We start from the raw sequence: 14,692 nt of genomic DNA, 5'->3' as shown, positions 1-14,692 counted from the left end.
ACAAACAATACGCATACATTTACATTACAAATTTAACAAAAGTTAAAGCGTAATGGAGTAGGCGATGTTCGATGTTCTGGTGATTGGCGGCGGAAACGCCGCGCTGTGCGCGGCAATAACCGCCCGGGAAAGCGGTGCCTCAGTCCTGCTGCTTGAGGCAGCGCCCCGGGCGTGGCGGGGCGGAAATTCGCAGCACACCCGCAATTTGCGCTGTATGCACGACGGGCCGCAGGATGTGCTGGTGGACAGCTATCCGGAAGAGGAGTTCTGGCAGGATCTGCAGCGGGTAACGGAGGGCAACACCGATGAACACCTGGCCCGGCTGGTGATCCGCACCTCCTCCCGCTGCCGGACGTGGATGCGCCAGCACGGCGTTAACTTTCAGCCGCCGCTCTCGGGCGCGCTCCACGTCGCGCGCACCAACGCGTTTTTCATGGGCGGCGGGAAGGCCCTCGTGAACGCCTACTACCGCAGCGCCGAGCGGCTCGGCGTCCGGATACGCTACGACACCCCGGTCGAGGCGCTGGAGTTGAAAGACGGGCAGTTTGTCGCGGCATTGACCGGCCGGGAGCGCATTGAGGCCAGAGCCTGCGTACTGGCCGCCGGAGGATTCGAGTCAAACCGGGCGTGGCTGCGCGACGCGTGGGGACAGAACGCGCGCGGCGAATGGCCCGCCGATAATTTTCTTATCCGCGGCACCCGCTTTAACCAGGGCGTGCTGCTCAAATTTATGATCGATGCCGGCGCCGATATCATCGGCGATCCCTCCCAGTCGCACTGCGTGGCGATTGATGCCAGGGCGCCGCTGTACGACGGCGGCATCTGCACCCGGGTTGACTGCGTGTCGCTGGGGATCGTGGTCAACCGCGACGCCGAGCGCTTCTACGACGAGGGTGAGGATTTCTGGCCTAAACGCTACGCTATCTGGGGCCGTCTGGTCGCCCACCAGCCCGATCAGATAGGCTATTCCATCATCGACAGCAAAGCGATAGGCCACTTTATGCCGCCGGTCTTTCCCGGCGCCCGGGCCAATACCCTGCCGGAACTGGCGACGCTCCTCGGTCTGGATCCTGAAAAATTTAGCGCTACGATTGCCGCCTATAATCGCACCTGTCGCCCGGGCCACTTCGACCACACCACGCTCGACGACTGTGCGACCGAAAATCTCAGCCCGCCAAAAACGCACTGGGCGCGGCCGCTGAATACCCCGCCCTACTATGGCTACGCCCTGCGCCCGGGGATCACCTTCACCTACCTCGGCCTGAAGGTCAACGACCGCGCCGCCGTCCACTTCGGCGGTATTCCCAGCCGTAACCTGTTTGTCGCCGGAGAGATGATGGCCGGAAACGTTCTCGGTAAGGGCTATACCGCCGGCGTCGGCATGTCGATTGGCACGACATTTGGCCGTATTGCCGGCGAACAGGCAGCACAGGCAGCAACCAAGGAGAGCCGCCGTGAAACAGCTTGAAAACTTGATCATTGAAGCAAAAATACTCACCGAACCAGAAATGGAAGTTGAGCGCGTGATGCAGGTATGCAACGCCTGCCGCTACTGCGAGGGTTTTTGCGCCGTTTTTCCCGCCATGACCCAGCGCCTGGAGTTCGGCAAAGCCGATATCAATTACCTGGCAAACCTCTGCCACAACTGCGGAGCCTGCCTCTACGCCTGCCAGTACGCCCCGCCCCACGAATTTGCTATAAATGTGCCGAAGGCGATGGCCGAAGTCCGGCTGGAGACGTATCAGCACTATGCCCGCCCGGCGGCGTTTGGCGCGCTCTATCACCGGGCGGGGATCGCCGTGACGCTGGCGCTGACCTGCAGCCTGATCCTGTTTCTGCTGCTGACTATAGCGCTTAAGGGCTCCCTTCTGCATGAGCCTCTCGCCGGCGATTTTTATCAAATTTATCCCCACAGCCTCCTCGCCTGGATGTTTGGCTCCGTGTTTGTCATCGCGCTGGGGCTGCTGATGGCGGGCGTCATTCGCTTCTGGCGGGAAATCTCTCCCGGCGCGCCTGAATCCATCGATGTAGCCCGGGCATCGCACGATGCACTGACGCTAAAATACCTTGACGGCGGCCACGGCAAGGGCTGTAACGAGGCCGATGACGCCTTCACGCTCATGCGCCGCCGCTTCCACCACTTTACCTTCTACGGCTTCATGCTCTGCTTTGCGGCCACGGTGGTGGCAACCGGTTATCACTACGTTGCCGGATGGGAGGCACCCTACCCCTTCTTTAGTCTGCCGGTGGTCCTCGGCACGCTGGGCGGAGTCGGCCTGATTATCGGCCCGGCCGGCCTGCTGTGGCTCAATATGCGGCGCTCGCCGCTGCAAGGCGATCCTCGCCAGAAGCCGATGGATCGCGGTTTTATCCTGCTGCTGCTGCTGATAAGCATTACCGGTCTGGCGCTGCTGGCGGGAAGAGACACCGGGTGGATGGGCGTACTGCTGTCCGTTCATCTTGGCGCGGTGATGGCGCTTTTTCTGACCCTGCCCTACGGCAAGTTTGCCCACGGATTTTACCGCTGCGCCGCCTTACTCAAGTGGGCAATTGAGAAGCGGCGCGGGAAGCAGCCTGGCATCGCAGGCGACTAGTGAGTCTTAACCTCTGTCATAACAACAACATGAGAATGGAGCGCACCTATGAAGCAGGAACAATCCCGCGCGGGAACCTTTGGCGCCATACTGCGCGTAACGAGCGGTAACTTTCTGGAGCAGTTCGATTTTTTCCTATTCGGGTTTTATGCCACCTATATCGCTAAAACCTTTTTTCCCGGTGAGAGCGAATTTGCTTCATTGATGCTGACCTTCGCCGTTTTTGGCTCCGGCTTTATGATGCGTCCGATAGGCGCGGTTGTCCTCGGCGCGTATATCGACAGAATTGGCCGCCGTAAGGGGCTGATGGTGACGCTGGCCATTATGGGCTGCGGAACGCTGTTAATTGCCCTGGTGCCGGGCTATCAGACCATCGGCCTGCTGGCGCCCGCGCTGGTGCTGCTGGGGCGCCTGCTGCAGGGGTTTTCCGCCGGCGTGGAGCTGGGCGGTGTTTCGGTCTATCTTGCTGAGATCGCCACCCCCGGTAATAAAGGGTTCTATACCAGCTGGCAGTCCGCCAGCCAGCAAATTGCCATTGTCTGCGCGGCGCTCATCGGCTACGGCCTGAATCTGACGCTGGGGCACGATCAGATAGCCGAATGGGGCTGGCGGATCCCCTTCTTTATCGGCTGCATGATTATTCCGCTGATTTTTGTGCTGCGCCGCTCGTTGCAGGAAACAGAAGCATTTTTACAGCGGCACCACCGGCCGGATACCCGGGAGATTTTCGCCACCATGGTGAAAAACTGGCGCATCATCATCGCCGGCACGCTGCTGGTGGCGATGACGACAACCACCTTCTATTTTATCACCGTCTACACCCCCACTTACGGCAGAAGCGTGCTGCACCTCAGCGCCAGGGAGAGTCTGCTCGTCACCATGCTGGTGGGGATCTCAAATTTCATCTGGCTGCCGATTGGCGGCGCTATCTCCGATCGCATCGGGCGCAGGCCGGTGCTGATGGGCATTACGCTGCTGGCGCTGATCACCACCTGGCCCGCGATGCACTGGCTGACGGCGGCGCCCGACTTCACCCGCATGACGCTCGTGCTGCTCTGGTTCTCTTTTTTCTTCGGGATGTACAACGGCGCGATGGTGGCTGCGCTGACCGAGATCATGCCGGTTTACGTGCGCACCGTCGGTTTCTCTCTGGCCTTCAGCCTGGCAACGGCCATTTTTGGGGGGCTGACGCCGGTGATTTCAACCGCGCTGGTGCAGCTGACCGGCGATAAAAGCTCGCCGGGATGGTGGTTAATGTGCGCGGCGCTGTGCGGACTGTCGGCCACGGCGATGCTATTTATGCGCCTGAGTAAAGGGTATCAGGCCGTGGAACAAAAGGGCTAAGCGATCGGGCGGAGAAAATCTCCGCCCGTGCTGTTAGCGGCTATTGATTATTATTACTGCGGATCTCCTGCCACACCTTATCGCAATTCTTTTTTACCTCCTGGTCATTGGCCCGCTGGGTGGCCTCGAGGCACTGGTGGTAATCAAGGACGTTAACGCTCTCTTTACTGGCGAACTGTTTTTGCTGTTCATCTTTTTTCAGCACCTCCAGCACGCTCTGGCAGGCCTCAACTTTATCCGGGTTGCCTTTCGCCGAATTTATGCACGCGCTGTAGGCCTCTCTGAGTCGGCTTTCATCTTTCTTTGGCGCCTGGCTCTGGTTACAGGCGACCAGCCCGGAGGCCATCAGGACAACAAGGAGCAGTTTTTTCATAGTATGATTTCCTTATGAGCGGCAGGCCTCATGCCTGCCGCAGCGGGGATCAGAAAACGGTGAACGGTGCGATAACGATAAACTTCACGTCGCGCTCATCCTAGAACATGTTGCCGTAGCCGCCGCCCCAGCTCGGGATGTTGGAGTGGTTGTTGTACTGGGTAAAGTGCAGCTTGAACAGCGTCCCCTTCGCCCGCCCTTCCTGAACGGTGTACATGGCATCGAGGCTGTAGGAGGACTCCTCAATCTTCTGATTTTTGTCGTAGTACGCATCCGGGCTGAGCTGCCAGGTCGACGGCTTGGCGTCCCAGGCGTAGACGTAGGAGGCGCCCACCGCCCAGCCCGGCATGTTCCAGTTTTTCAGATCGTACATCGCGCCGAAGAAGACCGATTTCTCGCCGTTGGCGTTAAAGTCCGAGCGGTTATCCCACCAGATATCGAGGCGGCCGTTGGACGAGGCGTAGGTGGGCGTCATGCGCTGCAGGAAGAAGCCCTGCTGGCCGTCGGCCTTGACCCAGGTGCCCTCCAGGCGCAGATCCAGCACTTCCGCCAGCTTGTAGCCGAAGGTCAGTCCCTGCAGCCAGGCGGTGCCGTCGTAGATGTTGTTTACGTTGCGGCCGCGCTCTTTATCGCGCGCGCCGTAGAACTGGTAGCTGGTGGTCAACGGACCGCCGGGAATATCGAACTTATAGCTGGCCTTGGCAAAATACTGATCGACATAACCTTCGGACTGGCCAAATGCCGCCTCCAGCACCAGGTCATTTTTAAAATCATACTTCGCCCCGAGAGAGTGAAGATATTTCACCTTGGTGTGCTTATCCGCCTGATAAAAGCGGTCAACGTCGGTGTGCCAGGGGGCCTTATACTGATTGGCCCACATATAGGAGAAGCTCAGCGCCCCGGCGTCGGCGTAGTCAAAATTGGCCCCCGCTTCGGCGCCCTGGTAGGTGCCGGGCATAAAGCTCCAGTGTGGAGCCAGCAGCGTTTGTCCGGTCGGCTGAATATAGCCGGCGCGCGCCCATACAGGGCCGTATTTAAATTTCGCCGCGGCCTTGTAGAGGCTGATCCCGCTTTTATCGCCGGAGTAATCCTCTTTGTAACCTTTATTCTTTTTCGAGAAGGCGATTTCATTCGGATGCCCGCTGTCGCCATTCTCCGCCATTTCAATGGCGGTAAAGGCCGCAATGTCGAAACCGAACATGTCGGCGGCATAGCCGGACTGGAAATCGAGGTTGGCGTTCCAGGTGGAGTGATTGAGGTTGGTTTTATATTTGTCGTTATCGGTGACGTCTTTACGGTCGCGCTCGCGCTGCCAGTAGTAGATGCCGCCGGTTAATACGGAGTCGTCAACAAAGCCTGCTGCACGGGCCTGGGGGGCCGCTATCCAGCCGGTGACTGCGGTGGCGCAGGCGACAGCCAGCGCCAGCGTACTACGTTTGCCACTGAACGTACGCATGGGTTTATCCTCTTTGACTTTAAAAACGCAGCCGCCAGCGCGGACAGCGATAAAATAAAAAAATGCAAAAACAGTCGGCAAAGCCGGTCTGCTGTGCTGAACAGACTATTTTTCGCGATGCGAATTATCAATTGTTTTTCAGCACGAAAACGCAAGATTATGACCGGGTGCACATATTTGCTTTCTTTTTGTTACAAACGCATTATGCCTCTGCAAGTGGGCAAAAGGCGTAAAAAAGAGGAGAAATACGACGAGCGGCGCGTACGGTCAGGCACGGACAATTAATTCGCAGTGAAAAATAAATAATTCCTGAATGCCGGACGCAGGACATTAAAAATCCCGGACGCGATGCCGGGATTTTTTAGGCGGGAAAACTATCAGAAGTTAATGTTTGCCGTCAGGCCGCCGACGAAGGCGTCATCCACCTTGCTGACCGCTCCCGGCGAAGAGACGTACTGCAGGTTGGGACGCAGCGACATCCAGTTAGTGACGTGCACATCGTAATAGACTTCATAGTTCATCTCCGAGCCGGACTGGATCGGCAGATAGGCCGGATTATCGTAGTCGTGAATACCGTGCTCGTTGTTCTCGGTGCGCAGCATGTGGCTGTAGTCAGAGTTGATGTGAATACGCGCCGCGCCGATGCCAATCTCATCCTGCGGGCGGGCGTCGAACGGCCCTTTCCAGGTTAAAGCAATCGCCTGATAGTTGTCGGTCTTTGAGGTCTTGTGGTCGTTCATCACCGCCTGAACGGTCACGCCCAGGCCGCGGCTCACGTCGCCGTTCATGCTGGTCAGCTGCTGCTGGGCAAGGATATAGCCGCCGTAGGAGTGCTTGTCATCCTGGCCGAAGCTGCCGTTACGGTAAGTGGCGTACTCCGGATCTTTAGTCGAAGAGTAGTAAGCGCCGAGGCGATAGTTACCCGGCAGCCCTTCCGGACCCAGCTTCGGTTTCCAGCCCAGTTCGACCGGCACGAGGTTGCCCTCGGTCGGGCTGAATTCGAAGCGGAAGCCGTCGCCGCGGGCGTAGTTGTACTGGTTCTGGTTGTAGAAGCCGACCTGGAAGAACCACTCCGGCGTAAAGTTGAGGCGTACCCTCGCGCCCCACTGGGAGACAGGCCAGTTGTACCAGTGGTCGCCGCGCCAGTTACCCGCCTGGCCGCTGCCGAAGGCCAGGTTCTGGAACTTGCTGTCAAAGTTATCAAAGTCCTCGCCGACGGTCAGGCGACCGGCTTTGATATCAAGGCCGTCATTGAAAAAGCCTTTGCGCAGCCACAGCTGGGTCAGACGCCAGGTCTGACCGCGACCGTACACTTCCTGCACCGAGGAGACGCTACCGGTACGCGGGTCTGCAACGTGGTCAGAGAGGTTCTGCCCGTCGCGGTTAGTGATGGTGAACTGGAATTCGGTATCGTTCCAGTCGAGCAGCTTTTGCAGATCGAGATTTACGCCAAACGCCTGCTGGTCGCTGTAGCGCGCGGTGGTAGACGTATCGTAGCCGCCCGCCAGGTTGGAGGCCGCTTCCATGGTATAGCCGACGGAGAATTTAACCCCTTCCTTTTCAAGATCGGTGCGCAGACCGCCCCAGTCGCCGAGCATGTAGGGCGAGTCGTAGCTGAAGGCGTCGGCGGCGAAAGCGTGGGTTGAGCCCAGCGCAAGCGCCAGTGCACTGAGAGTGATAAAGCGTCCTGGTTTCGTTGCCACTGATGTAAGTATTTTCATTGTTAATTATTCTTTATGAGTGAGTAGGGAACGTCATATTAAGAAACATCTCACAGTTATCAATGGGAATAAGTGCATTAAAATGTTAATTTTTATACGAGAATATTTCTTATTACGTTGAGATATTTTTTATGACACAGGTCACCTTTCGTATCCGCCATGATCATGGATACTAGTAAATTATACTTATGAGTTAATAACGCACCGGGAGTTATAGTTGTGAGTGATAAAAAAGTATTATTACTGACCGGTGCCAGCCGGGGAATTGGTCACGCTACCGTCAAACACTTCCATGCGGCGGGCTGGGAAATATTTACCGCCTCGCGCCAGAGCTGGGTCACGGAGTGCCCCTGGGCCGAAGGGCTGCTAAACCATATTCATCTCGATCTGGAGGATATTAACCAGCTCGGCGAACAGCTGCCGGAAATAAAGGCCCGGCTCGGCGGCCGGCTGGATGCGCTGGTGAATAATGCCGGCATCTCGCCGAAGGGCAGCGGCGGCGAGCGGCTGGGGGTTCTCGACAGCGATTACGCCACCTGGATCAAGGTGTTCAACGTCAATCTGTTCTCTACCGCGCTGCTGGCGCGCGGGCTGTTTGACGAACTGAAGGCGGCGCAGGGCAGCGTCATCAACGTCACCTCCATTGCCGGTAGCAAAGTCCATCCCTTCGCCGGGGCCGCCTATGCCGCCTCAAAAGCCGCCCTCTCCGCCCTGACCCGCGAAATGGCCCATGAGTTTGGCCGCCAGGGCGTGCGGGTCAACGCTATCGCGCCGGGCGAAATCGATACCGCCATCCTCTCGCCGGGCACCGCGCAAATCGTTGAGCAGAGCGTCCCCCTGCAGCGGCTCGGCAAGCCGGAAGAAGTAGCCACGCTCATCTATTTCCTCTGCACCCAGGGCGCGGCCTACGTTAACGGCGCCGAGATCCACGTCAACGGCGGTCAGCACGTATAAAAAAACGGCCTTCCCTGCGGAAGGCCGTTTTTCGTTGGCAGAACAGCGAACTTAGCCGCCGATTTTCGCCCAGGTATCGCGCAGGCCGACGGTGCGGTTAAACACCAGCCTGTCGGCGGTTGCCAGGCGGCTGTCGAGGCAGAAGTAGCCTTCACGCTCGAACTGATACGCTTTGCCCGCTTCCGCTGCTTTCAGTGAAGGCTCTGCGTAGCCCTGGCGGATCACCAGCGATTCCGGGTTAATGACCGACAGGAAATCCTCTTCCGCGCCCGGGTTCGGCACGCTGAACAGGCGGTCGTAGAGGCGGATCTCAACCGGCAGCGCGTGCACCGCGCTCACCCAGTGGATAACGCCCTTCACCTTGCGACCGTCCGCCGGATCCTTGCTCAGGGTATCGGCATCGTAGGAGCAGAAGATGGTGGTGATGTTGCCTTCGGCGTCTTTCTCAACGCGCTCGGCCTTGATCACGTAGGCATTGCGCAGGCGCACCTCTTTGCCGAGCACCAGCCGCTTGTACTGCTTGTTGGCCTCTTCGCGGAAGTCCGCGCGATCGATCCAGATCTCGCCGCTGAACGGGACGTCGCGGCTGCCCATCTCCGGCTTGTTCGGATGGTTCGGCATGCTGACCACTTCGCTTTCGCCCTGCGGGTAGTTTTCAATAATCAGCTTAACCGGATCAATAACCGCCATCGCGCGCGGGGCATTCTCGTTGAGATCTTCACGAATGCAGGACTCCAGCGACGCCATCTCGATGGTGTTGTCCTGCTTGGTGACGCCGATACGCTTGCAGAACTCGCGGATCGATGCGGCAGTGTAGCCGCGGCGGCGCAGGCCGGAAATGGTCGGCATACGCGGATCGTCCCAGCCCTCAACGTGCTTGTCGGTGACCAGCAGGTTGAGCTTGCGCTTGGACATCACGGTATATTCCAGGTTCAGGCGCGAGAATTCGTACTGCCGCGGATGCTGCGGGATGGTGATATTGTCCAGCACCCAGTCGTACAGGCGGCGGTTGTCCTGGAACTCCAGGGTGCACAGGGAGTGGGTGATCCCTTCCAGCGCATCGCTGATGCAGTGGGTGAAGTCGTACATCGGATAGATGCACCACTTGCTGCCGGTCTGGTGGTGATCGGCAAACTTAATGCGGTACAGCACCGGATCGCGCATGACGATAAACGGCGACGCCATATCGATCTTCGCGCGCAGGCACGCTTTGCCCTCTTCGAAGCCGCCGCTGCGCATTTTCTCAAACAGCGCCAGGTTCTCTTCGACGCTGCGATCGCGGTAGGGGCTGTTTTTGCCCGGCTCTTTCAGCGTACCGCGATATTCGCGGATCTGCTCCGGAGAGAGTTCGTCAACGTAGGCCAGGCCTTTGTTGATAAGTTCCACCGCGTAGGCGTGCAGCTGGTCGAAATAGTCGGAGGAGTAGCGAACGTTACCCGCCCAGTGGAAGCCGAGCCACTCGACGTCGTGCTTGATGGAATCAACGTACTCGATATCCTCTTTCACCGGGTTGGTGTCATCGAAGCGCAGATTGCACTCGCCCCGGTAATCCTGCGCGATGCCGAAGTTCAGGCAGATTGATTTCGCATGGCCAATGTGCAGATAACCGTTCGGCTCGGGCGGAAAACGGGTATGGACCGTCGTGTTTTTACCGGTGGCCAGATCCTCATCAATGATCTGACGAATAAAGTTAGTCGGGCGGGCTTCAGCCTCACTCATCGTGAATTCCTCAAAGCGGTCATAACATATAACGGCGTATGATCTAATAAGCCGGGCGAAGAGACAACCTTTATATAAAGTAAAACGCGCTGCCGCTTATTTGCTGCATAAAAAAGCGGCGGAGGATCGCTCCCCCGCCGCTTAAGGCATACGCTACTCAGAAACGCTTACTTGCCTTTAATCTCATACAGCGGCGTTTCGCCGGCAACTACCTGACCCTGGGCCTTAACAATCAGGCCGCCGAAGTCGTCGATGTTGCTGCACACCACCGGACTTATCATTGAACGGGCGTTGGCGTTGAGGAAGTCCAAATCCAGTTCGAGCACAGGCTGGCCCGCCGTCACTTCGGCGCCCTCTTCCACCAGGCGAGTAAAGCCTTTGCCGTCCAGCGCCACGGTGTCGATACCCATATGGACAACGATCTCCGCGCCTTTAGCCGTTTCCAGGCAGAACGCGTGGTTGGTGTTGAAGATTTTCACGATGGTGCCCGCAGCCGGGGAAACGACGGTTTTCGCCGTTGGTTTCACCGCTACGCCGTCGCCGACCGCTTTGCTGGCGAAGGCTTCGTCAGGCACCTGATCGAACGCAACGATATCACCGGTAATCGGCGAAACCAGAGCCTCAACCACGACGCTGTTGTTCGGCACCGCCTGCGGTTTTGCCGCCGACTGGGCCGGTGCCGCCGCCGCCGGTGCTGCTGCAGAAGCGGCAACCGGACCGGTGGTCTTCATGGCATTGGCAATTTTCTCCGCCACGAAGCCGACGATGATCTGCACGCTGGTTTTGTTCAGGCGGATAACGCCGGAAGCGCCCAGACGCTTAGCCAGCGCCTCGTTAACCAGCGAGGAGTCCTTAACGTTCAGACGCAGGCGGGTGATGCAGGCGTCGATACCGGTCAGGTTATCGGAACCGCCCACTGCCGCGATGTACTGACGGGCCAGGCCGGAAACGTCCTGCTCGCCATTGCTGCTGACGTTAACGTCTTCTCCATCCAGCTCGCTGCCGGTCACCGCCAGTTCACGGCCCGGGGTCATCATATTGAATTTGGTGATCGCGAAGCGGAACACGACATAGTAGATCACGAAGAATACCAGGCCCTGCGGGATCAGCATGTACCAGTGGGTGGCCAGCGGGTTACGCGAGGAGAGCACCATGTCCACCAGGCCTGCGCTGAAGCCGAAGCCGGCGATCCAGTGCATGCTGGCGGCGATAAAGACGGAGATCCCGGTCAGCACGGCGTGGATGAAGTAGAGCACCGGCGCGACGAACATGAAGGAGAACTCCAGCGGCTCGGTAATACCGGTAAAGAAGGCCGCAAAGGCGCCCGCCATCATAATACCCAGCACTTTCGCTTTGTTCTCCGGACGCGCGCAGTGGTAAATCGCCAGCGCCGCACCCGGCAGGCCGAACATCATGATCGGGAAGAAGCCCGCCTGATAGCGACCGGTAATACCGACAACCGCTTTACCGGCTTCGATAGACTGAGCGCCGCCGAGGAAGTTCGGAATATCGTTAATGCCGGCGACGTCAAACCAGAACACAGAGTTCAGCGCGTGGTGCAGACCCACCGGGATCAGCAGGCGGTTAAAGAACGCGTACACGCCGGCGCCGATGGAACCCATCTTCTGGATATGCTCGCCGAAGCTGACCAGCCCGTCGAAAATCACCGGCCAGATATACATCAGCACAAACGCCACGACGATCATCAGGAACGACGTCAGGATAGGCACCAGCCGGCGTCCGCTAAAGAAGGAGAGCGCCTTCGGAAGCTCTACGCTGCTAAAGCGATTGTAGAGCTCCGCCGAGATGATCCCCACCAGAATACCGACGAACTGGTTGTTGATCTTACCGAACGCCGCAGGAACCTGGTCCGCAGGGATCTTCTGGATCATCGCCACCGCAGCCGGCGAGCAGAGGGTCGTCAATACGAGGAAACCGACAAAGCCGGTCAGCGCCGCCGCACCGTCTTTATCTTTGGACATACCGTAGGCTACGCCGATGGCGAACAGTACCGACATATTATCGATGATCGCCGAGCCCGATTTAATGAAAAAGGCGGCCAGGGCACTGGTGTTTCCCCAACCGTTAGGATCGATCCAGTAGCCGACACCCATCAGGATGGCTGCGGCCGGTAGCGTGGCCACCGGCACCATAAGCGCGCGGCCAACTTTTTGTAAATAACCTAGAACACTCACTTTATTCCCCCTATGAGACCCCGATCTGACTCAGTCAAAGCCCTATTTTTATAGTGTGCTAACCTTGTAGTCCCGGCGATTTCTCACCAGCCTGCAAAGTGTCCGAGAAATTAATTCGCCTCGCAAATTAAATGCATCCTTTTTGTGATTTTTATCACCAAAAATCGTATTGCCTGGCCTACCTCGCTGGCTAACTGCGAAAACTTATTTTATTATACGAAAAATCGATACGGATTGCCCCTTAAGCAGCTCAAACCAGGTTACGCTTAACTGAGTTCAGGCGCCAATCCGCCAACGCTTATACTAACTATTGAGGTGAACAATGAGACTGATCCCCCTGGCAACCGCTGAACAGGTCGGCAAATGGGCTGCACGTCATATCGTCAACCGTATTAATGCGTTTAAACCGACCGCCGATCGCCCTTTCGTGCTGGGACTGCCGACCGGCGGTACGCCGCTCACCGCCTATAAGGCGCTGGTAGAAATGCACAAAGCGGGCCAGGTCAGCTTTCAGCACGTCGTGACTTTCAATATGGATGAGTACGTTGGCCTGCCAGCGGACCATCCGGAAAGCTACCACAGCTTTATGCACCGCAACTTTTTCGACCACGTGGATATTCCGGCGGAGAACATTAACCTGCTGAATGGCAATGCGCCAGACATTGACGCAGAATGCCGTCGTTATGAAGAAAAAATCCGCGCTTACGGTAAAATCCACCTGTTTATGGGCGGTGTAGGTAACGACGGCCATATTGCGTTTAACGAACCGGCTTCGTCGCTGGCCTCGCGCACCCGCATCAAGACCCTGACCCACGATACCCGCGTGGCCAATTCCCGTTTCTTTGACGGCGACGTCGATCAGGTTCCAAAATATGCGCTGACCGTAGGCGTTGGCACGCTGCTGGATGCCGAAGAGGTGATGATCCTGGTACTGGGCCATCAGAAAGCCCAGGCGCTGCAGGTGGCCGTAGAAGGCAACGTTAACCACATGTGGACCATCAGCTGCCTGCAGCTGCATCCGAAGGCCGTCATGGTCTGCGACGAGCCGTCCACCATGGAGCTGAAAGTGAAGACCCTGAAGTACTTCAACGAATTAGAAGCTGAAAACATCAAAGGTCTGTAATTAACACCGCCGCCTCTGCTTCAGGGGCGGTTGCATTTTTATCACCGGGAGTCGATACATGTATGCACTAACCGAGGGCCGGATCTACACCGGTCGTGACATTCTGGATGACCACGCGGTCGTTGTTGCTGATGGCCTGATCGCACGGATCTGCCCGCAGAGCGACCTGCCGCCCGGGATTGAACAGCGCTCGCTTAACGGCGCCATTCTTGCTCCCGGTTTTATCGACGTCCAGCTCAACGGTTGCGGCGGCGTGCAGTTCAACGACAGCCCCGACGCGGTGACCGTTGAAACGCTGGAAATCATGCAGAAGACCAACGAAAAAGCGGGCTGCACCAGCTATCTGCCGACGCTTATCACCACCAGCGACGAATTAATGAAGCAAGGCATTCGCGTGATGCGCGAGTATCTGGCGAAGCACCCTAATCAGGCGCTGGGCCTGCATCTGGAAGGTCCGTGGCTTAACCTGGTCAAGAAAGGCACCCACAATCCGGACTTCGTGCGTAAACCGGATCCGGCGCTGGTGGATGTACTGTGCGAGAATGCTGACGTCATCACCAAAGTGACCCTGGCGCCGGAAATGGTGCCGGCTGAAGTGATTGAGAAGCTGACCGCCGCCGGCATCGTAGTCTCCGCAGGGCACTCGAATGCAACGCTTGCTGAAGCCAAAGCCGGTTTCCGCGCCGGTATTCGTTTCGCCACTCATCTCTATAATGCGATGCCCTATATCTCCGGGCGCGAGCCGGGCCTGGCGGGCGCCATTTTTGACGAGCCTGACCTCCACTGCGGCATCATTGTTGACGGCCTGCACGTCGATTTCGCCAACGTGCGCAATGCCAAGCGCCTGAAGGGCGATAAGCTCTGCCTGGTCACCGATGCCACTGCCGCCGCGGGAGCCGACATTGAGGAGTTCATTTTTGCTGGTAAAACAATATACTACCGGAATGGACTGTGCGTGGATGAAAACGGTACCCTCAGCGGTTCGTCGCTCACCATGATTGAGGGCGTGCGCAACCTGGTTGAGCACTGCGGCGTGGCGCTGGATGAAGCCCTGCGCATGGCGACGCTCTACCCGGCCCGCGCTATCGGCGTCGATAAGACGCTGGGTCGCATTGCCCCGGGCATGGTGGCGAACCTGACCGCCTTCACGCGCGATTATAAAATCACCAGGACCATCGTTAATGGTAACGAGGTCGTTAACTTGAGTAACTGA

The 14,692-nt window shown here is 57.8% G+C and carries 11 protein-coding genes; 6 read left to right on the top strand and 5 right to left on the bottom strand.

Translation table 11 applies throughout. The features are described from left to right. Window positions 1-64: 64 nt before the first annotated feature. From tcuA to tcuC, 3 genes are read left to right on the top strand one after another with little or no spacing between them, the layout of a single operon-like run. A complete protein-coding gene (gene tcuA, locus ENGE1_RS13155) occupies window positions 65-1,468 on the top strand; it encodes an FAD-dependent tricarballylate dehydrogenase TcuA (RefSeq protein WP_048253031.1) in 1,404 nt (467 codons plus the stop codon). Then, window positions 1,455-2,594 carry a tricarballylate utilization 4Fe-4S protein TcuB gene (gene tcuB, locus ENGE1_RS13150; protein WP_048253030.1) on the top strand — a complete coding sequence of 380 codons (1,140 nt, stop codon included), beginning with the start codon at window positions 1,455-1,457 and terminating at the stop codon, window positions 2,592-2,594. The genes tcuA and tcuB overlap by 14 nt, the downstream gene beginning before the upstream one ends. A gap of 48 nt (window positions 2,595-2,642) precedes the next feature. Further along, on the top strand, window positions 2,643-3,938 hold the full coding sequence (gene tcuC / locus ENGE1_RS13145) for an MFS transporter (protein ID WP_048273001.1): 1,296 nt from the start codon (window positions 2,643-2,645) through the stop codon (window positions 3,936-3,938). Between the two features lie 40 nt (window positions 3,939-3,978). Here the strand turns inward: tcuC and chiQ are convergent, their stop codons facing one another. The 3 genes from chiQ to ENGE1_RS13130 form a co-directional block, all read right to left on the bottom strand. Then, complete coding sequence (gene chiQ / locus ENGE1_RS13140; RefSeq protein ID WP_048253028.1) at window positions 3,979-4,311, bottom strand: ChiQ/YbfN family lipoprotein; 333 nt, start codon at window positions 4,309-4,311, stop codon at window positions 3,979-3,981. A 100-nt stretch (window positions 4,312-4,411) separates the two neighbouring features. After that, on the bottom strand, window positions 4,412-5,767 hold the full coding sequence (gene chiP / locus ENGE1_RS13135) for a chitoporin ChiP (protein ID WP_064360633.1): 1,356 nt from the start codon (window positions 5,765-5,767) through the stop codon (window positions 4,412-4,414). Window positions 5,768-6,144: 377 nt separating this feature from the next. Then, the gene (locus ENGE1_RS13130; protein ID WP_045288677.1) at window positions 6,145-7,488 is read right to left on the bottom strand and encodes a carbohydrate porin; all 1,344 of its coding nucleotides are present in this window, start codon (window positions 7,486-7,488) and stop codon (window positions 6,145-6,147) included. Window positions 7,489-7,707: 219 nt separating this feature from the next. Here ENGE1_RS13130 and ENGE1_RS13125 point away from each other — a divergent pair, with 219 nt between their 5' ends. After that, on the top strand, window positions 7,708-8,442 hold the full coding sequence (locus ENGE1_RS13125; protein WP_043085224.1) for an SDR family NAD(P)-dependent oxidoreductase: 735 nt from the start codon (window positions 7,708-7,710) through the stop codon (window positions 8,440-8,442). Between the two features lie 51 nt (window positions 8,443-8,493). Here the strand turns inward: ENGE1_RS13125 and glnS are convergent, their stop codons facing one another. After that, window positions 8,494-10,161: a glutamine--tRNA ligase gene (gene glnS, locus ENGE1_RS13120; RefSeq protein WP_045288678.1), complete on the bottom strand. Its 1,668-nt coding sequence runs from the start codon at window positions 10,159-10,161 to the stop codon at window positions 8,494-8,496. A gap of 167 nt (window positions 10,162-10,328) precedes the next feature. Further along, a complete protein-coding gene (gene nagE, locus ENGE1_RS13115; protein ID WP_073971315.1) occupies window positions 10,329-12,356 on the bottom strand; it encodes an N-acetylglucosamine-specific PTS transporter subunit IIBC in 2,028 nt (675 codons plus the stop codon). 322 nt (window positions 12,357-12,678) lie between these two features. Between nagE and nagB the strand changes: the two genes are divergently transcribed. Further along, window positions 12,679-13,479: a glucosamine-6-phosphate deaminase gene (nagB, locus tag ENGE1_RS13110; protein ID WP_048253026.1), complete on the top strand. Its 801-nt coding sequence runs from the start codon at window positions 12,679-12,681 to the stop codon at window positions 13,477-13,479. Window positions 13,480-13,537: 58 nt separating this feature from the next. Then, entirely contained in the window at window positions 13,538-14,692 is a 1,155-nt protein-coding gene (gene nagA / locus ENGE1_RS13105; protein ID WP_043085231.1) for an N-acetylglucosamine-6-phosphate deacetylase, read from the top strand.

The organism is Pluralibacter gergoviae ATCC 33028 = NBRC 105706 (assembly GCF_001598855.1).
Lineage (GTDB): Bacteria > Pseudomonadota > Gammaproteobacteria > Enterobacterales > Enterobacteriaceae > Pluralibacter > Pluralibacter gergoviae.
This window is presented reverse-complemented; position numbering and strand designations above follow the sequence as displayed.

What these genes read in the sequence shown, in the direction of transcription:
- tcuA (WP_048253031.1), top strand. Translation starts at nt 65, where the DNA reads ATGTTCGATGTTCTGGTGATTGGCGGCGGAAACGCCGCGCTGTGCGCG.
- tcuC (WP_048273001.1), top strand. Translation starts at nt 2,643, where the DNA reads ATGAAGCAGGAACAATCCCGCGCGGGAACCTTTGGCGCCATACTGCGC.
- chiQ (WP_048253028.1), bottom strand. Translation starts at nt 4,311, where the DNA reads ATGAAAAAACTGCTCCTTGTTGTCCTGATGGCCTCCGGGCTGGTCGCC.
- chiP (WP_064360633.1), bottom strand. Translation starts at nt 5,767, where the DNA reads ATGCGTACGTTCAGTGGCAAACGTAGTACGCTGGCGCTGGCTGTCGCC.
- ENGE1_RS13130 (WP_045288677.1), bottom strand. Translation starts at nt 7,488, where the DNA reads ATGAAAATACTTACATCAGTGGCAACGAAACCAGGACGCTTTATCACT.
- glnS (WP_045288678.1), bottom strand. Translation starts at nt 10,161, where the DNA reads ATGAGTGAGGCTGAAGCCCGCCCGACTAACTTTATTCGTCAGATCATT.
- nagB (WP_048253026.1), top strand. Translation starts at nt 12,679, where the DNA reads ATGAGACTGATCCCCCTGGCAACCGCTGAACAGGTCGGCAAATGGGCT.
- nagA (WP_043085231.1), top strand. Translation starts at nt 13,538, where the DNA reads ATGTATGCACTAACCGAGGGCCGGATCTACACCGGTCGTGACATTCTG.